Origin of the sequence: Longimycelium tulufanense (assembly GCF_014645795.1) — a bacterium.
Taxonomy (GTDB): domain Bacteria; phylum Actinomycetota; class Actinomycetes; order Mycobacteriales; family Pseudonocardiaceae; genus Longimycelium; species Longimycelium tulufanense.
This window is the reverse complement of sequence record NZ_BMMK01000008.1, coordinates 134,035-159,374: the sequence shown is the minus strand read 5'-3', so window position 1 is coordinate 159,374 and position 25,340 is coordinate 134,035. Positions and strand designations below refer to the sequence as shown.

The window sequence follows — 25,340 nt, the reverse complement described above, 5'->3', positions numbered from 1 at the left end:
ATGGCCTCCCCTATCCACTCGCCACGGCGTGCTGTTTCCTACTCAGGCGTTCGAGGTGTTCCGCCGCCGCGACGGAGCCCCCTGCGGCACGGAACGAACGCTGGATCCGTTGTGCGGCCTCGTGATAGCTCTGCTCATTGAGGACACGGTCGATGGCGTCGCCAACGTGCCGGTCGGTTGCGCGGGTGAACCGCAGACGTATCCCGGCACCCGCCTCCACCACCTTGCTGGCCACGTCGCCCTGGTCATCCCGGATCGGTGCCACCACGAGGGGAAGCCCGTGCCACAGCGACTCGCAGACGGTGTTGTGCCCGGCGTGGCAGACCACCGCGTCAAGGTGCGGGAGCAGTGACAGCTGCGGAACCTTCGGGCGGACGATCACGTTGTCCCCCGGTTCCCCGAGGGCTCCGCTCGGATCGACGATCACCGCCTGCAGCTGGCTCGACCGTGCGAGAGCCGCCTCCGCCGACACCGTCAAAAACCGCTCCACGGCCGCGGGATTGGCCGTGCCCAGCGAGATCAGTACCTTCCTGCGCGCGGGATCCAGCCGCTCCCAGGGAAAGTCGGCCACGAGCGGCCGCGCGCCGATCGATGGCCCCACGAAGCGCACCTGCTCGCCGACCTCGATGTCCGACCCGGTCAGGGCTTGCGTGGTGAACGCCAGCACGAGATCCGGGGAGAAGCGCGGGTCGATCTTGCTTTTCGGGTCGCCGATCCGTTCTCGCAGCCCGTCGACCTGTTCGGCGATCCAGGACTCGACACCGGGAAGATACTCCGTGGTGAGCTCCGTGGGGGTGCTGGCCGAGGTTGCCCATGGCAGTCCCAGCAGCTCCGCGAGGAGTCCCCCGGCCATCGCCTGCTGGTCGCAGACCATGACGTCCGGGACGAACTCCTCGATCGCGGCCCGCACACCCGGCGCCATGAAGTCCGCCATCGGAACGAGCAGGTCCGTCCACAGCACCCGCAGCGCGGCCATGCCACGAAGCCCCGCGGGCCTGTCCCGTACCTTGGTCACGTCGCCGGCGTCGGCGGGGAACACGGTGGCGTGCTCGCCCGACAGTCCCCGGACCAGTTCCGGCACCCCCACCCAGGCCACCTCGTGTCCCCGCTCGACCAGCTCGGCGGCGACACCGACGAGCGGGTTGATGTGCCCCACCAGTGGGGGAACGACGAGCAGGAACCGGCTCACCCAGTCTCCACCTCCTCCGGTGCCGGGGTCGCCGCTGCGTGCTGCTCACGGATCCACGCCAGGGTGGCCTCGCCCACCTGGTGCGGCGCCTCGACCAACACCGCGTGCTTGTAACCGGGCATCACGACCGTCCGGGACCTGGGCAGGAGGGCCTGCAAGCGGTCGGTCTCGTCGCTGACCAGACCGCCACCTCCGACGAGGAGCAGAACCGGGGTCCGCACGGCCCGCAGGGCCTCGTCGTCGACGGTGGTGCTGGTGGGGATGTCGAGGACGATGCTGGTCGTCTCCATCAGCCGGGTCGCCGCTCTCGCGAGCCGTTCCAGATGGGCCTGTTGCGGGGGCGTCAGGTTGGCGACGGTGCGGCCGAACTCGGTGGTGAACCAGGCCATCGCCTGGTCCGGCTCCACCGTGACCTTGTACAGCGCCCCGGCCATGATCTCGGTCCAGGCCCGGGTGGCGGGCCCGGACTCGATGACGGTGAGGCTGGCCACCCGGTCCGGCCGGCGCACGGCGTGGCCGAACGCCACGGTGCCGCCGAAGGAGTTGCCGACGAGGTGGACCGGGGCGGTCACCCCCATCTCGTCCAGCAGCGCGTCGAGGTCGGTGACGAAGTCGTCGATCCGGTAGCCGCTGGGTGGGCGCTCGCTCTTGCCGTGCCCGCGCAGGTCATAGGTGATCACCTCGCAGCCGGCGGCCGCGAACGCGGGCGCCAGCGTGAAGTAGAAGCTCGCCAGGGTGTCGATGAAGACACCGTGGACGAAGACCACGACGGGCGCCGGCCCCGGCGAGTCCTGCCGCGCGGGTAGGCGCTGCACGTGGTGGCGGACACCGTTGGCAAGAAACTTGGCCACCGCTCAGCCTCCCTCGACCGCACGCAGGCAGGCGACGATGTACTCGACGAGCTGGCCGACGGAGAGCTCGATGATCTCGTCCAGCTCCATGCTTGCCAGGTACTCGGCGAAGTTCACCACCTCGCCGTAGCGCGCGTTGAGATGGTCGGCCATCGCCACCAGGTCGATGCTCTCGAACTCCAGGTCCTCGCCGAACCTGGTGGCCATGCCGATCTCGAGATCCTCGGGCTCGTACTCCTCGAGCACCTCCCGGATCATCCCGGCGACCTCGCCCAACACCACGTCGGCGTCCGCGGCCAGCGGGGCGTACTCGATACTCACCCGTCCGCCTCCTCATCCGAAGTTGGTCCGGCCGTCCACGCCACCACGTACTGCCGCGCGGGCAGTCCGGGTGGGTTGGCGACCTCCGTGCAGTGCACCCGATATCGGCGCGTCCCCGCCGTAACCACGAGCTCGGTCGGCCCAGCGGCGATGACCGCGAAGCCCCGCGGGCGGCCCTGCAGGCCGGTTCCCTCGGCCTTGGCCACCGCTTCCTTGGCGGCCCAGAACCGGGTGAACCACAACGCTTCCTCGCCCCCGGCGGCACGTGCGGTCAGCAGCTCCCGCTCGGCATCGCCCAACGCGAGCCGGTGCGCGCCCTCGGCGCGGTCGGCGATCTCCTCGATGTCGATGCCCACGCCGGGCTGGTCCGCGCCGCCGGCGGGCCGTACCAGCGCCACGCCGGCCTCGGCCCGGTGGGCCAGCGAGACGTTCAGCCCGGGCAGCGTTCGCCCGGACCAGCCCGCCACCACCGGCCGGCCGGTCGCGTCGTTGCCCACCTGGATCTCGATGGGGAACACCGAGTCCTCGCCGTGCTCCCACAGCCACTGCCGGACCGCGTCCTTGACGACGAGCCGGCCCAGCACCCAGTGCCGGCGGCCGCGGGGTGACAGGCCCTCGAACTCCGCCCGCTCGGTGTCGTTGAAGTGCCGGCGCAGGAACATGTCCCGGGAGGCCCCGTCCGGCCATCCCTCGAAGAGCAGTGTCCAGCCGCCGGCTTGGCGTCGGGCCAGCGCGGTCCGGTCCGGGTGGCGGTCCAGTTCGAAGTTGCTCTCGAAGCGCCGGTCCCGCCAGCCGGTCAGCTCGGCCCAGACCCGCCCGTCGGCAACGAGCTGGATGTCGCCCACGACCTGGCTGTCGCTGATCGTGGTGTAGCGGACGAGGCAGTCCAGGCGCGTTCCCGGCTCGGGATGGGGGCCGAAGAAACGGGCCCGGCGCAGCCCGATCGGCAGCACCATGCTCCGCTCGGTCAGCCTGCTCAGCGGCCAGTACCCGAAGACCTGGCCCGCGTTGTCCAGCAGGGAGCCCGGGGCGGGCGGGGTGGTGATCACCCCGCGCACATGGGACTCGCCGACGCCGACGAGCTCGCTGACCCCCTGGAACCGGGGGCCGTGGAACATCCAGCGCCTGGTGTACAGCTCCTTGCCGGTGAGCTCGGGCTGCTGCTCGGCACCCAGCTGCTCGGGTCGCCACGGCGCCGGTGGATCCTGCGGGTAGCCCGCCGTCAGCTCCACGGTTGCCCGGCAGTACTGCCCGAAGGTCACCGCGACCCGGTCGGTCCCCTCCGGGGTCACCGTGACCGGTAGGTCCACCGCGGGAACAGCGGTGACCCAGCGGAAGAGCTGAACGTCGTGCACGGCAACGGCTTTGCGCCCCGGTGCCGCCTGCTCGGCGAACTCCATCATGTGCCCGATGAGCGTGGTCGCCGGCACGACCGGGAACCGGTCGCCGTCATCCGGCCAGTCCGCGGGTTGCCGGAGCAGGCTGTGGTCGCGGAGGTAGGGCATGTCCTCCAACGACACCCGGAGCGTCGTGCGCAGTTGCGTGGGCGCCGCTGGTTGTGCGGGTCGGGTCGGGTCGGGGCCCCGGGTTCCGGCCGCGATCACCGCGGCGGCGGTGTCGGCCGTCTCCTTCAGCAGTGCCTGCAGTTGTCCGGCAGCCGGAAACCGGTCGACAAAGCCGTCCAGTGTGGACAGATCGGCACCGCTTCCGCTCCCCTTGCCCGCGAACAGTGGTGCGAGTTCCTGGCGGGCCTCGTCCTCCAGCGAGATCAGCGTGCAGCCGAGGTCCAGCTTCGTCGGGCGGCGTCCGTTGTTCCGCTGCCTGGCCTGCGCCTGCTCGCCCGCGTGGCCGCGTCCGCTCACGGGTCGTTCTCCCAGCAGGCCGGTGTCCGGGGCACCGCCGTCGACCCACAGCGCGGTGGCAACCCGGCTCAGCTGGGCGAGGCCGTCGCGGTTCGCGGTGGCCGCCGAGATCGCCAGGTGTTCCTGCCCGTGCAGGACGTCGTCGACCAGCGCGCCGAGTTGCCCGAGGCCGACCTGGACGAACACCCGGAACCCGGCGTCGTACATGGCCGCGATCAACGGGCGGAAGCGGACCGGCTCCAGCAGGTGCCGGATGAACAGTCGACGCACCGCGGCATGGTCATCCGGGTACGGTGCGGCGGTCGTCCCCGACCAGATCGGCACGGTGGGCGTGTGGAACTCGAACTGTTCGGCGGACTCCCGGGCGGGCGCCAGGTACGGCTCCAGCATCGGGGTGTGGAAGCCGGACCGGAACGGCAGGGTCTGGCTGAGCACGTTGCGTGCCCGGAACCACCGCACGAACTCCTCGACCCGCTCGGCGGATCCGCAGACGACCGACTGGTTGGGCGCGTTGTCGTGGGACAGCACGATTCCGTCCCAGTCGGTGAGCGCCTCCAGTACCCGCTCGGCCGGTGCGCCGATGGCGGCAAAGACCAGGCTGGGGAAATGCAGCACGTCCGGGTCGACCGTATCCAGCAGCCCGGTCGCGGCATCCTCACCAAGCAGCCCGCTCGTCACCATCGCGATCCACTCGCCGATGCTGTGCCCGGCGACTGCGTCCGGCACGATTTTCATCTGGTGCAGGGCCGAGTCCAGCAAGCGCCCGAGGCCCAGTACGCCGAGCGCGTGCCGAGTGACGTCACCGGCCGCGATGGGATCGTCGGTGGGGCTGACGTAGGAGTGCAACCCGTCGGGCAACCCCACGAGGTCCACGATGTCGTCAGCGCGGGGCCGGAACTCCGCCTCCAGTCCGGGGAAGACGAACGCCACCTTCCCGGGGGCGTCTCCGCTCAGCAGCGGGGTGGGCGTGAACCAGATGTCGTTGCGGCCCCGCCAGGGGCGGCCCTTGCCGACGATCCGCCTGGCCAGGGAGAGCTTCCGCGCCGTGGGCTCCACGACGCCGAGCCGGGTTCGGCCCGGTTGCTCGGGGTTCCGGTCGGACCCGGCCGCGAGCACCGTGGTGTCGTCGGCGTCGAGCAGCTGCGCCAGCTGCTCCGGGCTGTCGGCGGTCAGGCGCAACACCCGCTCCGGCTCGCGGACCGAGACCCGCGGCGGCGGAACCAGAGCCGGACCGGACGGCGCCTGTTCGAGGATGACGTGCGCATTGATTCCGCCGAAGCCGAAGGCGTTGACCCCGGCACGGCGGACCCGCTGCCCGTCGGTCTCCCACGGCTCGGCCCTGGTGATGGGCCGGAACCGGGTCCGGGCCAGCGTCGGGTGCGGGTCGTCGCAGTGCAGGGTGGGCAGGAGCGTGCCGTGGTAGACGGCCAGCGCCGCCTTGACCAGCCCGGCCACCCCGGCGGCCGGCATGGCGTGCCCGATCATCGACTTCACCGAGCCGATGATCGGTCGAGCACCGTTGCGCGCACCATCACCCTGGTCCGGGCCGAAGACCGCGGCCACGGTGGACAGCTCGGCGGCGTCACCGGCGGGGGTGGCGGTTCCGTGCGCTTCCAGCAGCCCGAGCGCGTCCGGCGCGGTGGGGTCCAGGCCGGCCATCCGCCATGCCTGCCGGACCGCCCGCTCCTGTCCACCCGGGTCGGGGTTGAACAGGCTGGCGGCCCGTCCGTCGCTGGCGACGCCGGTGCCGCGGATGACGGCGTAGATCCGGTCACCGTCCCGCTCGGCGTCGGCCAACCGCTTCAGCAGCACCACCCCGGTGCCCTCACCGATCAGCACTCCGTCAGCCCTGCGGTCGAAGGGACGGATGGCCTCGGTCGGGGACAGCGCGCGCAGCTGGGAGAAGACGCTCCAGAACGAGATGTCGTGGCAGTGGTGTACCCCGCCGGCCAGCACCACGTCGCAGTGTCCGCTGGCCAGCTCGCGCACGGCGTGCTCGACCGCCACCAGTGAGGAGGCACAGGCCGCGTCCACCGTGTAGGCGGGGCCGCGCAGGTCGAGCCGGTTGGCGATCCGGGAGGCGGTCAGGTTGGGCACCAGGCCGATCGCCGACTCCGGGTGCTCGGGCCCCAGGTGGTCGGCGTAGGCGGCGCGCACCCGTTCCAGCTGTTCCGGGGTCAGTTCCGGCAGCAGCTGGCCCAGCGTGCGCACCAGCTGCGCGGCGGTGCTGACCCGTTGGGCCAGCCGGGCCTGGCCGGCGACCATGTACCCACCCCGGCCGAGGATGACGCCGATCCGGTCCCGGTCGGTGGGCAGCCGGTCCGCGCCACCGGCGTCGGTGATGGCGTCCGCGGCCACCTTCAACGCCAGGAACTGGTCGGGTTCGGTGCCGGGGATCGAGGCCGGCATGATCCCGAACTGGGTCACGTCGATCTCGGCGAACTCGTCCACGAACCCACCGCGCCGGCAGTAGATCTCGTGCGCCCGGGCCGGGCCCTGCGCCGCCTCCGGTCGGTAGAAGACCGGGTCCCACCGGTTGTCGGGCACCTGGGTGATCGCGTCGACGCCGTTGACCAGGTTGTGCCAGTAGGTCTGCAGGTCTCCGGCGCCGGGCAGGATCACCGCCATCCCGACGATCGCAACGGGCGTGTTCGGCTCCATGGGCATCACCAGCCAGGGGCTGCGTAGACGACCGAGTCGACGGTGTGCTCTCCCCAGGCCAGCTCGCGGAGCAGCGCCAGCGTCCCTTCCTCCGGGTCGATCAGCTCCACGCCGCGGCGGGCGTACTCGCGACCGAGCTCCGGGCTCACCATGCCGCCGTGCACACCGACCGGGGCCCACGGTCCCCAGTGGACGGTGAGCCCGCGGCCCCCGGTGCGGGCCGCCCACTGCGCGCCCAGGCTCTGCAACGCGTCGTTGGCCGCGGCGTAGTCGATCTGCCCGCGGTTGCCGAGCACCGCCGCGATGCTGCCGAACAACACGGCGAACCGCGGCGCGTCGGGCAGCTCCGCGACGGCGCCGAGCAGCTCGCGCGCGCCGGAGACCTTGGTGTCGAAGACCCGGCGGAAGGACTCCGGCTGCTTCTCCACGGCCAGCCTGTCCTCGATGACGCCGGCGGCGTAGACGATGCCGTCGAGGCGGCCGTGCTCGGCGTGCACCTCCTTGACGAGCTTGTGCACCGTCTCCGGGTCGCGGACGTCGACGGCCTGGTAACGGGCCTGGCTGCCCAGCTCGTGAAGTTCGGCGAGGGTCGCCGTCACCTCGCGCTGGGCGAGGATGCGGCCGACCGCCTGCTCGATCTCGGCGGGCGAGCGCAGGCCCTGGGCGACCAGCGCGGCCCGCAGCGCCGTGGCGTCGGTCGCGGCCGCGATGGCCGGGTCCGCGGGCTCCGCGGGCAGCGGGGTGCGTCCCACCAGCTCGATCCGGCACCGGCTGGCCGCGGCGAGCGTGGCCGCGAACCGGGCGGTGATCCCCCGCGCCCCACCGACCAGCAACACCACCGAGTCCCGGTCCAGGCCGAGGGCGTCGGCCTCGGCCGCACCCTCGCCGGCCGGGCCGGCCCCGTTGGTGGCCAGCGAGCCGAGGTCGGTCCGCACCAGCTCCAGCCCCACCCGGGGGCCGCCGGCCCGCGAGACGACCGGGGCCTCGTCGGGGGCCAGCAGTTCGGCGAGGACGTCGGAGGCCAGGTCCACCGCGGGTCGGGCGGGGTCGACCTCCACCAGCCGCGCGCGGATGTCCGGGTGCTCGCGGGAGATCGTGCGGAACAGGCCGGCCATGCCCACGCCCCGCTCGTGGTGACCGGACCCGGCCACCGCCCGGATACCGACCAGCCACCGCGGCTTGGCCAGCAGGGCGGCCCGGAAGGCGGGGAAGGAGTCCGGCAGCACCGGAACGTCCGACTCGGACAGTGCGGCGAGATGGAGGACGCCGTCCACGGTGCCGTCCGGCTCACCGATCTCGTGGGAGGCGTCGCAGACGACAACTTCCGCCCCGTGCTCCGCGAGCTTCTCCGCCAGGCGGGTCGCCAGGTCGGTGCCCTCCCCCAGCACAACGAATCGCTTGCCGCGCAGGTGGTCCGCCTGCTCTGCGGGAGTGGTCTCGGGCAGCGTCACCTCGCGCAACACCAACCGCTGCGGTGCCACCGCCTTGAGCGCGGGCTCCTTCGTGGGCTCTGCCACCGGCGCATCCGTTCCGGCGGGCGTTCCGGCAGCGTCCGCGGCGTCGGCGGTGGGGCTGTCGCCGCCCGCCAACAGGCGGTTCACCAGCCACTCGACGATGCTGGCGGCGGTACGGGTCTTGGCCAGCTCCTCCAGCTCGGTGTCGTCGATCTCGACCGCGCCGTCCGCGGGGCCGCCGAGCTTGGTCGCCAGCTCGCCAACGATCTCGGCCCGCTTGATCGAGTCGATGCTGAGGTCGGCCTCCAGGTCCAGGTCCGGCTCGATCATGTCCACCGGATAACCGGTGCGCTCGCTGATGATCCCGAGGACCGCGTCCAGCAGGTCCTGTTCGGACAGTTGCGCGCGTTCCGCGGGCTTGGCGGTGGGCTGCTCCGCGGTGGGCTGCTCCGCGGTGCTCGCCGCCGGTTCCGGCGCGAGGAGCTGGTCGGTCGGCGACGTGATCGCCGGCAGTTGCTGGGACACCTGCACCGGCGTGGGCAGGGTGGCCGGTGCGGGGACCCCGCCGAGGTAGCTGAGCAACACGTCCCGTTGCGCGGCCACCATCTCCCGACTGGCCTGCAGGAACTGTGCGACGAGTTCTTCTCGGTCGGTGACGCCGTGGGAGCTGCCGTTGGCCTGCACCAGGACTCCTTCCAGGGTGACCCGTCGCGGCGGGGTGTAGGCGTTGGGGAGTGGATCGCCGTTGACGGTCCGAACCAGCTGGCCGTTGACAACCCACCTGGGTTGCTCCACCGGCGCTTCCTGGTACGCGTCGACCGCGTCCCGGCCCTGGAAGAGCCAGCTGGTGTGGATGCGCACCCCGGCCGTGGCCAGTTGCGCGAGCGCCAGGAGGAAGCCGCGCAGCCCCTTGTCCCGGCCGGCCGCGCAGGTGACCGTCTTATGTGGACGGTCGACGAGGATCGCCGACACCAGCCGGGTCAGCGTGGAACCCGGGCCGGCCTCGACGAACACCCGCGCGCCGGCCTGGTACATCGCCTCGATCTCGTCGACGAACCGTACCGGGGAGCTGATCTGTGCCACCAGCTCGGCCCGTATCTGGTCCGGTTCCTCGCGATAACGGGCCGCGCTGCCGTTCGACCACACCGAAATCTCCGGGCGGTGCACCGGCTGTGCGGCCAGGGCCTCGGCGAAGCGGGGACCGGCCTGGGCGAGCTGCGGGCTGTGGAACGCGCAGGCGACCTTGATCCGCTTGGCCCCCAGGCCGGCCGCGCGCAACCGCTCCACGGCCTCTTCGATCGCCGGGGTTGGTCCGGAGATCACGGTCTGCTTCGGGGAGTTCATGTTGGCGGGAACGACCTGCTCGGCGAGCCCGGCCTCGGCCAGGGCCGCCACGACCGGCCCGGCCTCGGCGGACACCGCGGCCATCGCACCCGGATCGTCACCGGAGGCGGACAGGATCGCCTCCGCCCGGGCCTCGCTCAGGTCCAGCAGGGCGGGCGGGTCGAACGCGCCGGCCGCACACAACGCAACCAGCTCGCCGTAGCTGTGGCCGGCCATCATGTCCGGCCGCACACCGGCCTTCGCGAGTAGCTCGTAGGAGGCCAGGCCGACGATCCCCAGCGCCGGTTGGGCAACTCGCGTGTCGGTGAGCCGTTCCTGCTGTTCCCGTGCGGCGTCCGCGTCGAAGGCCGTCGGCGGGTAGATCACGTCGGCCCACCTGCTACCGAGCTGGAGATAACGTTGCAACTCGGGGAAGGCGACGAACAGGTCGGCAAGCATCCCCGGTTCCTGGCTTCCCTGGCCGGGGAACAGGAACGCCACCTTGCCGGCATCCGTGTCGTCGGTGGCCGGTTCGGCGCGGAACAGGCCCGCGGCCGGATCGTCCTCGCCGGCCAGCGCACGCTGCAGCAGGGTACGCAGTTGGTCCTCGTCGTCGGCCACGACCGCGATCTGCACCGGAAGGTCCCGGGACTCGGCACGACGTGCCGCGGCGAACGCGAGGTCGCGCAGCCGCCACCGCCCGTTCTCGCCGGCCAGCTTGACCAACCGTTCGACCTCGCGCAGCGCGGCCTCGTGGTCGGCGCCGCGGAAGGTGAACAGCTCGGCCGGCCACTCGTCGAGCCCGTGCGCCGGCGGGGGACCGTCGTCGTAGCCCTGCACGACGACGTGGAAGTTGGTGCCGCCGAAGCCGAACGCGCTGACGCCGGCGATCCGTTCCGCCACCGGGGTCGCCCACGGTCGCGCGACCGTGGAGAAGGTGAAGGGGCTGGACTCGGCGTCCCAGGCGGGGTTGGGCTTGGTGACGTGCAGGGTGGGCGGCCGGACCCCGGTGTACAGCGCCAGCACCACCTTGATCAGGCCGGCCAGTCCCGCCGCGCACTTGGTGTGTCCGATCTGCGATTTCACCGACCCCACGGCGCAGCTGGCGGGCTCGGCCCCGGATTCGCTGAACATCTCGCCGAGCACGGTCAACTCGGTGCGGTCACCGACAACCGTCCCGGTGCCGTGCGCCTCGACCATTCCCACCTGTGCGGGCGAGATGGCGGCGTTGCGGTAGGCGCGTTCCAGCGCGAGCCGCTGGCCCGCGGGCCGCGGTGCGGTGAGGCCGAGCGCCTTGCCGTCGCTGGACCGACCCACGCCCTTGATCACCGCGTAGATCTTGTCGCCGTCCCGTTCGGCGTCGGCCAACCGCTTGAGCACGACGCACGCCACGCCCTCGCCGAGCACGATGCCGTCCGCCGAGTTGTCGAACGTGCGGCACCGCCCGGTCGGCGACAACGCGTGCACCGAGGTGAAGAGCAGGTAGTCCTGGATTCCGTTGTGCAGGTCCGCACCGCCGCACAGCACCATCTCGCTGGTACCGTTCACCAGCTCCTTGCACGCCACGTCGAGGGCGGCCAGCGAGGACGCGCAGGCGGCGTCCACCGTGTAGTTGGCGCCACCAAGGTCGAGCCGGTTGGCGATCCGGCCGGAGATGACGTTGGCCAGCATCCCGGGGAAGGTGTCCTCGGTCAGCTCGGGCAGCTGCTCGCCCAGTGCGGCGGGCACCTCGCCGAGGTAGGCCGGCAGCGCGCCCCGCAACGCCAGGGCGCTGCCGAGGTCGCTACCCGACTCGGCGCCGAACACCACCGAGGTGCGTTGCCGGTTGAACTCCCGCTCGCCGTAGCCGGCGTTCACCAGCGCCCGCCACGCGGCCTCCAGCGCCAGCAGCTGGACCGGCTCGATGGCACTCAGCGTCGTCGGCGGGATGCCGTACCGCAGCGCGTCGAACGGGATGTCCGGGAGGAACCCGCCCCACTTGGACACGCTCCCGCCGGAACCGCCCTCGGGCGAGTAGTAGATCGTGGTGTCCCAACGCTCCGCTGGCACCTCACGGACCGCGTCGGCCCCGCCGACCACGTTCCGCCAGAAGCTGGCCAGATCGGGAGCGTCCGGGAACATGCAGGACATTCCCACGACGGCGATGTCCAGTGGCTCCGGCTCGGAGGGCTCGACCACGGTCACGTCGGTCAGGCCGAACTCGGCGCGCAGGCGGGCGGCGCGCGCGGTGAGGAAGTCCGCGGCCGCCGTGCTGACGGTCTCGTGCAGTGCGCCGATGGTGGTCACCCCGGACCGCAGGACCGCGACCTCGCCGGCCATGAACATGCCCTCGGCGTCCTGCCGGTCCCGGTCGGCCTGGACCAGGTCCGGACCGACCCGCTCGACCCCCTTGCTGGCCAGGCGCAGCTTGCCGAGGTTGAGGCCCTCCAGGGTCTGCCATGCCTCCCGCTCGGACACCCCGCGTTCGCGCAGCTCGTCCTTGACCGCCCGAAAGCTCTCGGTGAAGGAGCTGCGCACGCACCGGGTGGCGTGACCGGGTGCGGTCTCCAGCAACTCGGTCTCGCGCGCGGTCACCACGCGTTCCTGGAACAACGGCTGGATGGCGCCGCACTCGACGGCCTGCTCGGTGAACAGGTAGGCGGTGCCCATCAACACACCGACGGCGACGCCGCGCTCGGCCAGTGGCGCGGCGAGGGCGGCCACCATCGCCGCGGAACGCTCGTCGTGGATACCGCCGGCGAACAGCACTCGCAGTTCGTCGGCGGGTGATCTTTCCGCGCGGTCACCGACCCGGTCAAGGTACTCGGTGAGCACCTCGATCTGCGCCTCCCACAACGGGAAGCTGTTGCGCGGGCCGACGTGGCCGCCGCACTCGGCACCCTCGAACACGAACTTGCGGGCGCCGGACTCCAGGAACTGGGCGAGCAACCGGGCCGACGGCACGTGCAGGAAGGTCTCGATGCCCTCCTGCTCCAGCGCATCCGCCTGGCTGGGCCGGCCGCCCGCGATGATCGCGAACGGCGGCCGCACGTCGTGGATGACCTCGAGCTGGCCGGCGCGGATCTCCTCGGGGGCGAAGCCCAGCACGCCCACGCCCCACGGCCGGTCCCGAAGCCGTGCGCTGGTCTGTTCCAGCATCGCCCGGGTCTGATCGCGGTTGGCCAGCGCCAGCGCGAGGAACGGCAGCCCGCCGTCGGCGGCCACGGCGTCGGCGAACGGCGGCTGGTCGCTGACCCTGGTCATCGGTCCCTGCACGACCGGGAACCGGGTGCCCAGGGCGCGGCTCATCGGCGAACCGGGGCGGAGCGCCGCCGCGGCCCGGTCGTCGCGCACGGTGTCCTGGATGGCGCTGATCACCGCGCGCACCGCGGTGGCGGCGTCGCCCCACCGCCGGGCGAACCGGTCGGCAAGGAAGCCGTCCTGGCCGACGGGCACCAGCTGGGTACGGAGGTCGCGGGCGCCGAGCCGGTCGACGATCTCGCCGTCGGCCACGGGCTTCGTCGCGTCCGGCCCGCGCCGGGTCAGCACCCGGTACCCGGCCACCACGGTGGTCTCCGAGCCGTCCATGCCACGGATCACCGCGGCGACGTCCCCGGGTAGGTCGGACTCGGCCAGCAGGGCGAGCTGGGTGTCCAGCACCACACCGGCGGCGCCACCGACGACGGCCGCGGCCGCGGTACGCGGGCCGATACCACCCGCCGCCCACACGGGCACGTCCACGTCCCGTGCCGCCACGAGCTGCTGGAGCAGCACGAAGGTGCTCAGCTCACCGACGCGGCCACCGCACTCGTTGCCGCGGGCGACGAGGCCGTCCGCCCCGTCGCGCACCGCGCGGGCCGCCTCGTCGTGGCTGGTCACCTCGACGAGGACCCGGTAGTGCGGCTGGAGATCCGCCACCCGCCACGGCGTCCCGGCACCGAGCAGGACGGTGGTCACCCGGCCGTGCAGGTCGTCGGCCCGGGACAGGTCCGCCGGTTCGAGTGCACAGCCCGCGGCCACCCGGACCCCGAACGGGACCGGTGACCACCGGCCGGCACGGGCCAGCGCCTCCCTGCTCCGGCGGTCGCCGCGACCGAGGTCGAGCACGCCCAGCCCACCGGCACGGCCGACCGCGGCGACGAGTCTTGCGTTGGGCTCTCCGAACGGGCTGACGCCCAGCACGGCGTCGGCCACTGGCGAGTCGGTCATCCAGGCTCCCCGGCGATGAAATATCACTGCCCTCGACGGCAAGAATTGCGGGAAGGGGCGGCATGGGCAACCCGGTTAACGGCGCTTTCCCGTGAACGTCACAGCTAAATTACCCCATCGCGGACGAATCATCAAGTTCCCGACTACCGCAAGATGGGTAAGTTTCCTTGGTCACAGCTTTACCTTCACGTTATCCCACTTCCGCTACCAGGGCGGAACAACCGGACCGGAGCACGGATCCGGCCCAGCAAACGGGATCGACGGCCTGGAAGCGGTCGACAAAGATCATTGGAGAACCGGAAAAATCTACACACCATGAAAAGTCGGGTCAAGAGTTGACCGAGCACGGGTGGAACAATTCGCGGAGTCGCGATACGTCCGCCCGGGCGGACCCAATGAGCAGGGACGCGGCCGATCTGTGAGCCTGCCGGCGAATATCTGCCCAACCGATGGCGCGATGGGCTACCGTGCGCACATGTCTCGGCTCGGCGACGCCGGCACGGCGATCATCGTCCACGAGCTTCGGAAGCGATACGGAAACCATCAGGCTGTTGACGGGGTGTCGTTCACCGTGGCCGAGGGTGAGTTCTTCGGGATCCTGGGCCCGAACGGGGCCGGTAAGACCACGACCCTGGAAATCATCGAGGGTTTGCGGGAGCCGGACTCCGGCAGCGTCTGGCTGCTCGGGCACCGCCCGTGGCCGCGGAAGAAACACCTGCTCCGCCGGATCGGTGTGCAGCTGCAGGCATCGTCGTTCTTCGAGCGGCTGACCGTGAAGGAACAGTTGGAAACGGTTGCCTCGCTTTACGGGGTCGGTCGTGGGACCGCCGCCGACATGCTGGAGCTGGTCGGCCTGACGGAGAAGGCCGACACCCGGGAGAACAAGCTCTCCGGTGGCCAGCGGCAGCGGCTGTCGATCGCGTGCGCGCTGGCCCACGACCCGGACATCGTCTTTCTCGACGAACCCACCGCGGCGCTGGACCCGCAGGCCCGCCGCAACCTGTGGGACGTGCTACGCGCCATCCGGGAACGCGGGAAGACGATCGTGTACACGACGCACCACCTGGACGAGGCCGAGGAGCTGTGCGACCGGGTGGCGATCATGGACCACGGCCAGATCCTGGCCATGGCGCCGCCGGCCGACCTGGTCCGCGGGCTCGCCGCACCGACCAGGGTGCTGGTTCCGGCGGGTGCGGTGCCCTTGGAGCGGGTCCGTTCCGTGCCCGGGGTGGACGAGGTCGCCGAAGAGGCCGGAACACTGACGGTGTCCACCCGGACCCCGGCTCCGGTGCTCGCCACCCTGGCACAGCAAGGCGCGTTGGACGGCCTCCAGGTGCGCAGCGCCACCCTGGAGGACGTCTTCCTGCACCTGACCGGGCGGAGGTATCGCGCTTGAGCGCGCCACGACGCGACCGGCGCCGCGACGGCCCACCCGAGTACGTGTGGGTCCCGTCACCGCTGGTTCATGCCGCCAGCGATCAGCCAACCGTGCGGATGCGGCATCCGGCAGCCAGCTCCACGTCGAACGGCGTGGTGCCGGACGGGGTGCGCAGCCTCGAGCCGCCGGAAGCGCCACCCCCGTCCACCACCGACCTGTCGAGCAGGATCCAACAGCGGACACCGCCGCCCGAGGCCGAGGAGCAACCGGACAACGGTGCCTGGATCAACTCCTTCCGCAGTCTCTCGGCCGCGATGGCCAAGGGCTTCGCGCGGGACAAGGTCGGTGTCTTCTTCACGTTCCTCTTCCCGTTGATGTTCCTGGTCGTATTCGGGTTGCTCTTCCGGGACGACAGCGCGACCAAGACCCGGATCGCGGTGGTCGGCGACGGGCCCGTCGTGGCCGCTCTCCAGCGCGCCGGGGCCGTCGACCTGGAGCGGATGGGCTCGGCCACCGAGGCCGTCGCCAAGGTGCAACGGGGAGATGTCCCGGCCGCGCTGGTGGTGAACGGGAACGCGGTCCAGCTGCGCTTCGCGGCCAGCAACCAGACCGAGGCCACAACGGTGCAGGGCCTGGTGGGTGGCGTGGTCGACAAGGTGAACCTGGCAAGCTCGGGACGGCCGCCGGCGGTGAAGTTGGACAGCCGGCAGGTCGAGGATTCCTCGCTCAAGGCGATCCAGTTCATCACCCCGGGCACGCTGTCCCTGGCGGTGTCCAGCTCGGCGATCCTCGGGGCGACCCTGACCCTGGTGTCCTGGCGCCGCAAACAGGTGCTGCGCCGGCTCCGGCTCGCCCCGGTGTCGGTGGCCACGGTGCTCACCTCCCGGTTGCTGCTCAGTATCGGGATCGCGGTGGTTCAGGCGGCGTTGTTCATCGGCGTCGCCTCGGCCCCCGTCTTCGGGCTGCGGCTGTCCGGCCAGTGGTACCTCGCGCTACCGATGCTGGTTGTCGGCACCCTGGCCTTCTTCTCGATCGGGATGCTGATCGGCTCGTTCGCCAAGACCGAGGAGTCGGCCGGCGCGCTGGCCAACCTGCTCGTGTTGACCATGGGGTTTCTATCCGGAACGTTCTTTCCGATCGAGAAGGCCCCGGAGTGGCTGCAGACGGTGTCCAAGCTGCTTCCGCTGCGCTACCTGGTGGATGGTCTTCTCGGGGTGATGGTGCGGGGCCAGGGTGTGGAGGCGCTGACTGTCCCCGTCGTGGCGTTGCTCCTCTTCGCCATTGTCGTCGCGCTGATCGCCTCGCAACTGTTCGTCTGGGACGACGCCTGATCACGTTCCCCGTCCGGTCCCGCGTCTCCCCTGGACGCCGGTGTCGCTACGACATCCGTGGTGGTCGAGGACCAGATGTACTTCTCTCGCTGGTCCGTGCGGGCGATTCGTACCCCGATCCGCCTCCATGTCGGTCTCCGCTCGGTGACGATCTCCTCCTTTGTTCGCGAAGGAGGGACGTCCGACGTGCCGGATTTCTTCACCGACCCGCAGGGCAGGGTCCGACCGATCACCGGCAAATCCGGGAAGAGTGGGAAGGTGGTCGCCGCGACCGTGCTGGCCGTCTCCGTCGCGGCCGGCGGGGGCGCGCTGGGTGGTGGTGCGGCGTCGATCGGTGGTGCCACCGAATCGGCGGTAGCGCAGGGCCTACGGGCGAAGACCGCCAAGAGCCGGAAGGCTGCTCACAGGGGGAAGCACGACGAGGCGTGGCGGCACATGGGGTTGCGGCGCATCAAGAGAGTTGCACGACGTGAGCTGAGGTGTGTCCCACACTCCTTCGGAGACACGCAGAAGTTCTTCATGCAGACGCCCTGCCGTTCGCTGCAACGTTCTCTGCTCGCCGTCAGCGATGCGCACGACAACATCATTGCCGTGTCCGTGGCGTGGGTCCGGATGCGCAACGCCGGTGACGCCACGAGGTTGCGTGGGTTGGTGGACACCTACGGCACAGGCAACATCACTCCGATAGCTGGGAATGCGCTGGAACTTCAGGGGATTCGCTTCATCGGCAAGCATTACGACTCGCGTCAGGACGGTGCGCTGTTCGTCATGGCCGAGGCGACGCCCGTCGCCGGGCAACCGGATCCCGAGCTGATGGACGCGGTGGCCGCAGTCGCCATGGAGTTCCCGCCACCGTGACCCCGATCCCAGCCGTGTCGCCGGTGCAACCAATGGACGCGCATCAGGGAAGTAGGGCGAGCAGCACCCCGCCACCAACACCAACAAGAAGCGACAGGCCGGCCGCGGCGTAGGCGACATATCCTCCCCAACGGTTGCCCGCACCGGCCTGTCCGTGTTCGGTGTTCTGGAACAGCGGGCTGATCCAGCGTAGGTAGTAGAAGACGCTGGCGACGGTGTTGATGGCCGCGAGCACGACCAACCAGGCGAGCCCGGCGTCCAGGCCGGCGACGAACACGGTGAGCTTGCCGACGAAGACCGCGGTGGGTGGGGTGCCCACCAGACCCAGCAGGCACACCACCAGGCTCAGGGCGAGCGCGGGCGAACGCCGGAACAGGCCGGTGTAGTCGGTGAGCCGCTCGGCACCGGGGCGAGCGGCGACCACCGCGAAGGCACCGAGGTTGGTGACCGCGTAGCCGGCGAGGTAGTAGAGCAGCGCGGGCCGGGCCAGCGTGGCGCCGGCGGCAGCTGGGGCGAGCAGGAGGTATCCGACCTGGCTGACGGCTGAGTAAGCGAGCAGGCGACGGACATTGTCCTGCCAGAACGCCGCGAGGTTGCCCAAGGTCATGGAGGCGGCGGCCAGGATGGCAAGGATCAACGCCGCGTCGGCGTGGGTCGGTAGCGTCACGGTGACCAGCCGGAAGATTGCGGCAAGGCCCCCGATCTTGGGCACTGTGGTCAGAAATGCCGCCACCGCGATCCCGGTGCCTTCGGTGGCGTCCGGGACCCAGAAGTGCCCGGGTACCGCGCCCGCCTTGAAGATCAGTCCGGCCAGTACGGCGACCACGGCGGCCGCAACGGCGGCCGGGGGTGCGTCGGCCAGGCCGGAACGGAGCACCTCGTAGCTGGTTCCGCCGCCGAGACCGTAGAGAACGGTCGCTCCGGCAAGCATGGTGATACCGAGGAACGCTCCGAACAACACCAGTTTGAGTGCGGCCTCGGTACCCGTGGCGTCCTTGCCGAAACCGGCCAACGCGTACAGCGGAACGCTGGCCAGTAGGTAAGCGGCGATCAGCACCAGGAGGTCGCTGGAACCGGCAAGCAGGACCGCGCCGAGGGTGGTGAGGAGGAGAAGAGTGGCGAACTCCGTTTCCCGGTGATGGTTGTGGACGGAAGGGCGTGCGATCGCCAGGACGAGCAACGTCGCTGTGGGCGCGACCACCCGCACGGTGTGCAGCGTGGCATCAAGCGTGTAGGTGCCGGTGAACACCGCTCGATCCGGACCAGTGGCCGCGGCGATCGCGTACCCGATTGCCAGCAGCAGCGCGACGGCGGCTACCACGTGCACGACCCACTGTCGGTTTCGCGGTAGCCACAGGCCGAGCAACAACCCGCCGATCGCACCGGCGAGGAGCCACAGCTCCGGTAGCAGGGCGAGAACGTTGCGTATCACCGGGCCACCAGCTCCACCACGGCTCCGGCGCCACGCTCGATCGTGTCGAGCAGGAACCTCGGCAGCACACCGATCAGCAGGGCGAGCGACAGCAACGGCGCCACCGCGACGAACTCCGCCACCCGGAGGTCACCGAACGTGGGCACGTACGCCGGAAGCCGCTGCTGGCCGAGGAAGACTCGTTGCAGGGCGAGCAGGAACAGCGCGGCAGTGACAAGAATCCCCAGTACCGCCAGCGCTGTTGCGACCGGCTGCGCCCCGAGGCTCCCGGTGAAGATCTGGAACTCCGCGATGAACCCGGAGAACCCTGGCAGCCCCAGTGAGGCGAAGGCACCGACGGCGGTCAGCCCCGCGAAGCGGGGAGCCGTCCCGGCCAGGCCGCTGTAGGAGGACATGTCGTAGGTCCGCGCCCGGTCGTAGAAGACACCGGCGAGCAGGAACAGGGCGCCGGTGATGAGGCCGTGGCTCACCATCTGGGTCACCGCCCCGGTGACGGCGAGTTGCCGGGCCTGCGCGTCGTTTCCGGCGATGATGCCCGCGGTGCCGATCGCCAACGCGATGTAGCCCATGTGATTGACCGAGGTGTAGGCGATCATCCGCTTGAAGTCGGTCTGGGCGAGTGCGACCAGTGCGCCGTAGAGCACACTGACCACGCCTACCACGACGAAGACCACGGTGTACTGCCGCCAGGCCGCCGGTAGTACGGGCATGGCGATCCGCACGAACCCGTAGGTGCCCATCTTCAGCAGCACACCGGCCAGGAGCGCGGAACCGGCCGCAGGGGCTTCGGTGTGTGCCGGGGGCAGCCAGGTGTGGAACGGCACCAGCGGGGTCTTGATCGCCAGCCCCACGGTCACCGCCAGCAGGACCAGCGCACCCGCCAGCGGCGCGCCGTCGAGCGGCCGGCTCGCGGTGAGGTCGGCGATGTCGAAGGTGTGCGGGTCGGCCGCGAGGTACAGCCCGATGAAGCCGAGAAGCAGCGCGAGCGAGCCGATGAAGGTGTAGAGGAAGAACTGCAACGCCGCGCGCCGGTGGTCGCGGTGCCCCCAGCCGGCGATGACGAAGTACATCCCCACGATGGACAGGTCGAAGAACAGGAAGAACAGGATGAGGTCGAGCGCTGCGAACAGGCCGACCGCGGTGGTCTCCAGGAACAGCAACAGGGCGACGTAGGCGCGAACCCGACGGGTCTCCCGAAGGGAGTACACCGCGCAGGCCAGGAACAGCACCGCGGTCATCGCCACCAGTGGCAGCGCCAGTCCGTCCAGGCCGACGTGGTAGGAGACGCCGATGCTCGGCATCCACGGCACTCTCGCCTCGAAGCGGTAGCCCGCAGCTCCGGGAAAGTCGGCCCACAGCACCATGACCAGGACGAGCTCGACGGCGGTGACCGCCACGAGGCACCACCGCAGCACCGCGTCCGGCAACCGTGGCGTTGCGAGCAGCAGCACGCCCGCCACAACCGGGAGGAACACCACCACCGTCAGCACATTCGATCCCCTTCACACCACCAGGACGATCAACACCGCGACCAACACCAACGCCACGGCTGCCTGGGCGTAGTACTGATGTAGCTGGCCTGTCTGCGGCCGCCGTGCCGCCCTTCCCAGCTTTCGCGCGCCATACCCAACCGCGTCGACCAGGCCGCGCACGGCACGCTCCGCTCCGCCGTCGAACGCCGAAGCGGCCTGCCGCCCGCCGCGGCCCAGGGCCGATACGGCTCCGGCGACGACACGGTCGTCGAACACGGCCAGTGCTCGGGCCAGGGCGTGGGTCGGCCTGGCCACGAACCGCTCGGCGAGGGCCCGCAGCCCGAGCCACCGTTCACCCCAGGTGGCCGCCGCGGTGGGCAACGGCGCGCCCTGTCGCGTCCACGCCCAGGCAGCGAGCAACGCGGCCGGGGCCACCACCACCGAGGCGAGGATTTCGAAGCCCTGGACATCGGCAGGCAGGTCCGGCACCACGAGCGCGGCCACACCGAGCCCGGCGGACGGCACGGCCAACACCACCAGCACCGCCACGGCCAACCGGGTGGGATGGCCTACTGTTGTGCGGTTTTCGTTCCATGCCTGGCCAACCACACCGAACAGTGCTCGCCCGGCATACACGGCGCTGAGTGCTGCGGCGGCGAGTGCGACGGTCCACAGTCCCGGGTCCGCGTTGGCGAGGGCGAGATCCTTGCTGACCCACATCGCCAGCGGCGGTATGCCCGCCAGGGACAACGCCCCCACGGCGAAGGCGGCACCGACCAGTGGCCAGCGGCGGGCCGCGCCGGCGAGCCGAGCCAGGTCCTGGGAGCCGAGCGACACCAGCCAAACCCCTGCTGTCAGGAAGAGCAGGCTCTTGACCGCGGCATGCGTGGCCAGGTGCAGCGCTCCCCCGCTGACCGCGCCGGTTCCCGCCGCGAGCACCATGAGACCCACCTGGGCCGAGGTCGAGGCGGCCAGCAGCTGCTTGAGATCCCGTTGCACACACGCCACAGCGCCCAGGACGAGGGCGGTGAGCGCGCCGAGCCATGCGGTCGTGCCAGCTCCCCAACCGGAGGAGTGCAGCAGGGGTGAGAGCCGAAGCAGAAGATAGGCGCCGGCCGCGACCATGGTGGCCGAGTGCAACAACGCGCTCACCGGGCTCGGGCCGGCCATCGCACCGGACAACCAGAACGAGAACGGCAGTTGCGCCGATTTTCCCGCGGCCGCCAGCAGCACGCCGCCGGCCACGACATGGAGCCACGGCGCGGGCACCGTTGCCAGTGCACCGAGGTCGAGCGAGCCGACGGCGGCAAAGGCGGCACCAGCCGCTACGTAGAGCCCCAGATCGGCGGCCCGGGTGGTGAGAAAGGCTGTCGTGGCCGTCCGGACACGCCAGGTGTCCCGCCACCAGAACGCGATCAGGGCGTATGAGGTCGCGCCCATCACTTCCCACGCCATCAGCAGCGGCAGCAGGCTGGTGGCGCTGACCGTCAGCAGCATCGCCCCGGCGAAGAGGAGCACGAGCCCGAAGAACCGTGCGCTCGCCTCATCGGCGGCGAATTCGGCGACCGAGTACAGCAGGACCAGCAGGGTTACCGCGGCCACCGTCACGATCATCAGCGCGGACAGGTCATCCACAGCCAGCCTGAGCGGAAGACCGACCATGAAGGGGACGCGGGCCGAAGGCCGCACGACAGCCGCCCACGCCGCCAGCCCGAGGGTCGCGGCCAGGACAGCGACGGCCACCGGTGCCGCTGCTCGGTTTCCGCGGCGGCCGACGACGCACAACACTCCGCCGGCCAGCAGCGGCAGGCCCGGAAGCAGCCACAGGACGGCGCTCATCCCTTGAGGTCCGCGGCCAGGTCGGTCATGTCCACGTCCCTGGCGCGAAAAATGGCGATCGTGGCGGCGAAGCCCATGGCCATCTCGATCGCCATCACCACCATCGCCAGCAGCACCAGGAACTGGCCGTCGGCCTGCTGCGGCCAGGCGTAGTACCAGAAAGCCACCGCACCGACGAGTACGGCGTTGATCATCAGCTCCAGGCCCATCATGATCATGACAATGGACTGCTGGGACAGTGCACCGTAGAGGCCGGCCGCGAAGAGCGCGGCCGCGAGCACCAGGAACACCTGCAGGTTCATCGGTCTCCCCCGGCGTGATGGTGGTGTGCGTGGGCGTGGGGCGACGGTTCGGGCCGGGAGGGTGCGGCGTGCTCGCCGTAGCGGCCGCGGGCCGTGGCGAGCAGGGTCGCGGCGACCATCGTGGCGAACAGGCCGACACCGACCACCATCATCACCAGCATCTTGTCGCGCATGATCGCCTCGCCGAGCTGGTGCGTGGCGTCCGACGGGTGCGGCGCGGCCCGTTCGGGCCAGGGCACCACCAGGGCGGCCGCGGTGAGGGCGACGAACACGGCCACGGAGATGACCAGTGCCCCGCGCTTGTTGTGCACCATCTCCATGGGTTCGAGGCCGGCGGGGTTCATCATGAACATGATCATGAAGACGGCCATGATGGCCATCTCCGCCGTCATCATCAGCACGGTGAGCGCGCCCAGGTAGTGCAGTTCGAGCACCAGCATCTCGCCGGCCACGAAAAGGAAGGACGCCAGCAGCAGGAAGGTCGCCCGGGCCATCGAGTCGACCCGGAACACGGCAATCCCGCTGGCCACCGCCAGCACCGCGAGCACCCAGAACGCGATGACCTCCCACATGGTTCTCCCCCTACCCGCGCAGCAACACCACGACACCGACCACGAGCACCTGCAGCAGGACGACCGGCAGCAACACCAGCCAGCCCCACGACATCAGGCGCTCGGCCCGGACCAGGGAGAACCGGCGCAGCCACACCAGCACCGCGAGGACGGCAGCCATCTTCAACAGCGACCACAGCCACGCCGGAAGCAACGGCCCCTGTCCGCCACCGAGGAACAGCGGCACCGCGAACGCGGCGCCGGCGGCCAGCATCAGGTAGCGACCGGCCAGGAACACCAGCCGGTCCGCACCGGACAGCTCCGCCGTCACGCCCCCGGCCACATCGGCCGCGGCAGGTGGGGACAGCGGACCCCAGAAGGCCACTCCGACGATGCCGATGAGGTAGACGAGGAAGGCGAGCGGCATCCACAGCGCGAACCAGACATCCTGCTGGGCTTGGACGATCGCACCTACCCGCAACGAGTCGGCGGCCAGTGGGGGTGCGGTGAGCGCGAACATCAGCGGAAGCTCGTAGGCCAGTGCCTGCGCGAGGAACCGGTATCCACCCACCAGCGAGAAGGCCGAGTTACCGCCCCAGCCGGTCAGCCACACCAGCGCCCACAGCAGGATCTCCATCGCGTTGAACCAGACGACCCCGACCGGGAGATCGGCGACCGCCACGCCTCCCAACGGGGTGGGCACGGACGCGAGTAGGGCGGCAACAACGATTCCGGCGATGCCGACGCGACGTAACACGACGTCCGCGCGGAACGTGGTTCGCCGCTGTCGCACCAGAAGGCGAGCGCTCGCGCGAAGCGGCTCGGCCCACTCTGCGAGCGTGGCTCTGCGGCCGGACGCGACGGCAGTCAGCACGCCGTTGAGGGACGCCGCAAACAACGCCAGGCCACCCAGGACGATCGGCAGCACCAGAACAGTCCACATTGGAGCTGGTTCAGCCATGGGAAATCCCACCGTGGCTCGGTTCTGTGATCTCGGCGATGTCGAGGTCGAGGCTCGCCACGATGAGCCGAACCACGCTCAGCTCCGCACCGAATACCACATCGGGCAGGACGTTGAGGAGTTCCGCAACGGGCGGTCCAGCTTCGTCAGCCGTCGAGGCACGCGCTACCTCGGCCAGCCAGTTGCTCAGGCGCTCGTGGGCATCACCGAGGCCAGGAAGGGGAGCAAGCCCGCGGAGCATGGCACCGAGTAGCGGGCTGCGCCGCACCCGTCTTGCCAGTCTGTCGACTTCCGTGGCTACGAACGTGCCCGTTCCACCGGCGAGCAACCGGTCGCGCAGGATCTGGCACCGAGTGCTCATCGCCGTCCAACCCGCCACACCCAGTAAGCGGGCGGCCGCATCCAAACGACGCGCGGCGGAGCGCGTTTCACCGGTCCAGTACGGGCGTGTCCGACCCGTGACGCCCAGCAGCTCCACTTCAGCGAACTGTACGACGTCGCCCTGCATGTCCACGACGAGCCGCAGTCCTGCGGGCCAGTACGGCAACACGGGTCCGAGTGGGACTCGCAGCACGTCGAGCCGCAGACCATCCCGGTCCGGGGCCCGGTCCGCCATGGGTGGCTCTGGCCACTCCTCCGACGGCTCGTCCGTCGGCCGCCACGACCGGAGCCGCTCGGGGAGCCTCGCCAGGGCCTCCCCGACGCCGACCTCGTCCCCCAACGACAGGCGCACCGCTGGCCGAGGAAGCTGCCGCCACAGCACCTCGGCTACTGCGGTCAACGGCTCGTCGAGTTCGCCGATCTCGACGAGAGCATCGGCGTCCGCCGCCGTGTCCGCCAGCGACCAGCCGTGTTCTCGGGTGAACCGTTCCATCGCCAGCCGTGGGCCCGTGGCGCCGGGCGCCACCACGAGAAGCAGATTCGGGCGGGTGAACGCGGCACGGCGTAGGGCACTGATCAGGTCCACCGGAGCCCACCCTCGCGCCACACGTAGACGACGCCGGCGAGGAGCACGGCGAGGAACGTGAACATCTCCACCACGGCCTCGACGCCGACCTCGGCGACCACCACCGCCCACGGGTACATGAAGACCATCTCCATGTCGAAGGCCAGGAACAGCAGCGTTACCACGTACCAGCGCACGTGGAACCGGGACACCGCGTGCTCTCGGGGCAAGCCGCCGGCGAGGAATGGCGGCGTGACCAGGGGGCGGCGCTGCACCGTCACCAAGAGGCCGATTGCGTAGGTGGCGCCGACCAGGGCCAGGCCGAGCGCGGCCAAGGCCATGACCGGCACGTACCACCCCACAGGCACCTCCCGCAGCTCGCCAGCCCGGGTACCCGGACGGCGGCCGCCGTACGCCGTCC

The 25,340-nt window shown here is 70.7% G+C and carries 16 protein-coding genes; 3 read left to right on the top strand and 13 right to left on the bottom strand.

Annotated elements, in window-relative coordinates; genetic code table 11:
- Positions 1-10 precede the first annotated feature (10 nt).
- The 5 genes from IEY55_RS10925 to IEY55_RS10905 are packed head-to-tail and all read right to left on the bottom strand — an operon-like array spanning position 11 to position 13,849.
- Complete coding sequence (locus IEY55_RS10925; RefSeq protein WP_189056664.1) at positions 11-1,189, bottom strand: glycosyltransferase; 1,179 nt, start codon at positions 1,187-1,189, stop codon at positions 11-13.
- Positions 1,186-2,040, bottom strand: coding sequence for an alpha/beta fold hydrolase (locus tag IEY55_RS10920; protein WP_189056662.1), 855 nt, complete (start codon positions 2,038-2,040; stop codon positions 1,186-1,188). The genes IEY55_RS10925 and IEY55_RS10920 overlap by 4 nt, the downstream gene beginning before the upstream one ends.
- Before the next feature lie 3 nt (positions 2,041-2,043).
- Entirely contained in the window at positions 2,044-2,361 is a 318-nt protein-coding gene (locus tag IEY55_RS10915; RefSeq protein ID WP_189056661.1) for an acyl carrier protein, read from the bottom strand.
- Positions 2,358-6,884 carry a type I polyketide synthase gene (locus IEY55_RS10910; RefSeq protein WP_189056659.1) on the bottom strand — a complete coding sequence of 1,509 codons (4,527 nt, stop codon included), beginning with the start codon at positions 6,882-6,884 and terminating at the stop codon, positions 2,358-2,360. Before IEY55_RS10910 ends, IEY55_RS10915 begins: the two co-directional genes overlap by 4 nt.
- Before the next feature lie 5 nt (positions 6,885-6,889).
- Positions 6,890-13,849, bottom strand: a complete 6,960-nt coding sequence (locus tag IEY55_RS10905; RefSeq protein ID WP_189056657.1) for a type I polyketide synthase — start codon at positions 13,847-13,849, stop codon at positions 6,890-6,892.
- A 475-nt stretch (positions 13,850-14,324) separates the two neighbouring features.
- Between IEY55_RS10905 and IEY55_RS10900 the strand changes: the two genes are divergently transcribed.
- Genes IEY55_RS10900 through IEY55_RS31995 form a run of 3 tightly spaced genes read left to right on the top strand, consistent with a single transcriptional unit; the run spans position 14,325 to position 17,416 of the window.
- On the top strand, positions 14,325-15,245 hold the full coding sequence (locus IEY55_RS10900; protein WP_189056655.1) for an ABC transporter ATP-binding protein: 921 nt from the start codon (positions 14,325-14,327) through the stop codon (positions 15,243-15,245).
- Positions 15,242-16,558: an ABC transporter permease gene (locus tag IEY55_RS10895; RefSeq protein WP_229686257.1), complete on the top strand. Its 1,317-nt coding sequence runs from the start codon at positions 15,242-15,244 to the stop codon at positions 16,556-16,558. Before IEY55_RS10900 ends, IEY55_RS10895 begins: the two co-directional genes overlap by 4 nt.
- Before the next feature lie 60 nt (positions 16,559-16,618).
- The gene (locus IEY55_RS31995; protein WP_229686256.1) at positions 16,619-17,416 is read left to right on the top strand and encodes a hypothetical protein; all 798 of its coding nucleotides are present in this window, start codon (positions 16,619-16,621) and stop codon (positions 17,414-17,416) included.
- A gap of 43 nt (positions 17,417-17,459) precedes the next feature.
- Here the strand turns inward: IEY55_RS31995 and IEY55_RS10885 are convergent, their stop codons facing one another.
- The 8 genes from IEY55_RS10885 to IEY55_RS10850 are packed head-to-tail and all read right to left on the bottom strand — an operon-like array spanning position 17,460 to position 25,260.
- A complete protein-coding gene (locus tag IEY55_RS10885) occupies positions 17,460-18,848 on the bottom strand; it encodes an NADH-quinone oxidoreductase subunit N (RefSeq protein WP_189056653.1) in 1,389 nt (462 codons plus the stop codon).
- Positions 18,845-20,338 carry a complex I subunit 4 family protein gene (locus IEY55_RS10880; protein WP_189056650.1) on the bottom strand — a complete coding sequence of 498 codons (1,494 nt, stop codon included), beginning with the start codon at positions 20,336-20,338 and terminating at the stop codon, positions 18,845-18,847. The genes IEY55_RS10885 and IEY55_RS10880 overlap by 4 nt, the downstream gene beginning before the upstream one ends.
- A 12-nt stretch (positions 20,339-20,350) precedes the next feature.
- The gene (locus IEY55_RS10875; protein WP_189056648.1) at positions 20,351-22,159 is read right to left on the bottom strand and encodes an NADH-quinone oxidoreductase subunit 5 family protein; all 1,809 of its coding nucleotides are present in this window, start codon (positions 22,157-22,159) and stop codon (positions 20,351-20,353) included.
- Positions 22,156-22,461 (bottom strand): NADH-quinone oxidoreductase subunit NuoK, encoded by a 306-nt coding sequence (nuoK, locus tag IEY55_RS10870; protein WP_189056646.1) that lies wholly within the window; start codon positions 22,459-22,461, stop codon positions 22,156-22,158. Before nuoK ends, IEY55_RS10875 begins: the two co-directional genes overlap by 4 nt.
- Positions 22,458-23,033: an NADH-quinone oxidoreductase subunit J gene (locus IEY55_RS10865; protein ID WP_189056644.1), complete on the bottom strand. Its 576-nt coding sequence runs from the start codon at positions 23,031-23,033 to the stop codon at positions 22,458-22,460. Before IEY55_RS10865 ends, nuoK begins: the two co-directional genes overlap by 4 nt.
- Positions 23,034-23,043: 10 nt before the next feature.
- Positions 23,044-23,973 carry an NADH-quinone oxidoreductase subunit H gene (locus IEY55_RS10860; RefSeq protein ID WP_189056643.1) on the bottom strand — a complete coding sequence of 310 codons (930 nt, stop codon included), beginning with the start codon at positions 23,971-23,973 and terminating at the stop codon, positions 23,044-23,046.
- On the bottom strand, positions 23,966-24,940 hold the full coding sequence (locus IEY55_RS10855) for a hypothetical protein (protein ID WP_189056641.1): 975 nt from the start codon (positions 24,938-24,940) through the stop codon (positions 23,966-23,968). The genes IEY55_RS10860 and IEY55_RS10855 overlap by 8 nt, the downstream gene beginning before the upstream one ends.
- Positions 24,931-25,260: an NADH-quinone oxidoreductase subunit A gene (locus IEY55_RS10850; RefSeq protein ID WP_189056757.1), complete on the bottom strand. Its 330-nt coding sequence runs from the start codon at positions 25,258-25,260 to the stop codon at positions 24,931-24,933. The genes IEY55_RS10855 and IEY55_RS10850 overlap by 10 nt, the downstream gene beginning before the upstream one ends.
- Positions 25,261-25,340 lie beyond the last annotated feature (80 nt).

Bases quoted from the DNA above. Each gene is read 5' to 3' on its own strand.
- IEY55_RS10850 (WP_189056757.1), bottom strand. From the start codon at position 25,260: ATGGCCTTGGCCGCGCTCGGCCTGGCCCTGGTCGGCGCCACCTACGCA.
- IEY55_RS10900 (WP_189056655.1), top strand. From the start codon at position 14,325: ATGTCTCGGCTCGGCGACGCCGGCACGGCGATCATCGTCCACGAGCTT.
- IEY55_RS10875 (WP_189056648.1), bottom strand. From the start codon at position 22,159: ATGAGCGCCGTCCTGTGGCTGCTTCCGGGCCTGCCGCTGCTGGCCGGC.
- IEY55_RS10910 (WP_189056659.1), bottom strand. From the start codon at position 6,884: ATGGAGCCGAACACGCCCGTTGCGATCGTCGGGATGGCGGTGATCCTG.
- IEY55_RS10860 (WP_189056643.1), bottom strand. From the start codon at position 23,973: ATGGCTGAACCAGCTCCAATGTGGACTGTTCTGGTGCTGCCGATCGTC.
- IEY55_RS10865 (WP_189056644.1), bottom strand. From the start codon at position 23,033: ATGTGGGAGGTCATCGCGTTCTGGGTGCTCGCGGTGCTGGCGGTGGCC.
- IEY55_RS10905 (WP_189056657.1), bottom strand. From the start codon at position 13,849: ATGACCGACTCGCCAGTGGCCGACGCCGTGCTGGGCGTCAGCCCGTTC.
- nuoK (WP_189056646.1), bottom strand. From the start codon at position 22,461: ATGAACCTGCAGGTGTTCCTGGTGCTCGCGGCCGCGCTCTTCGCGGCC.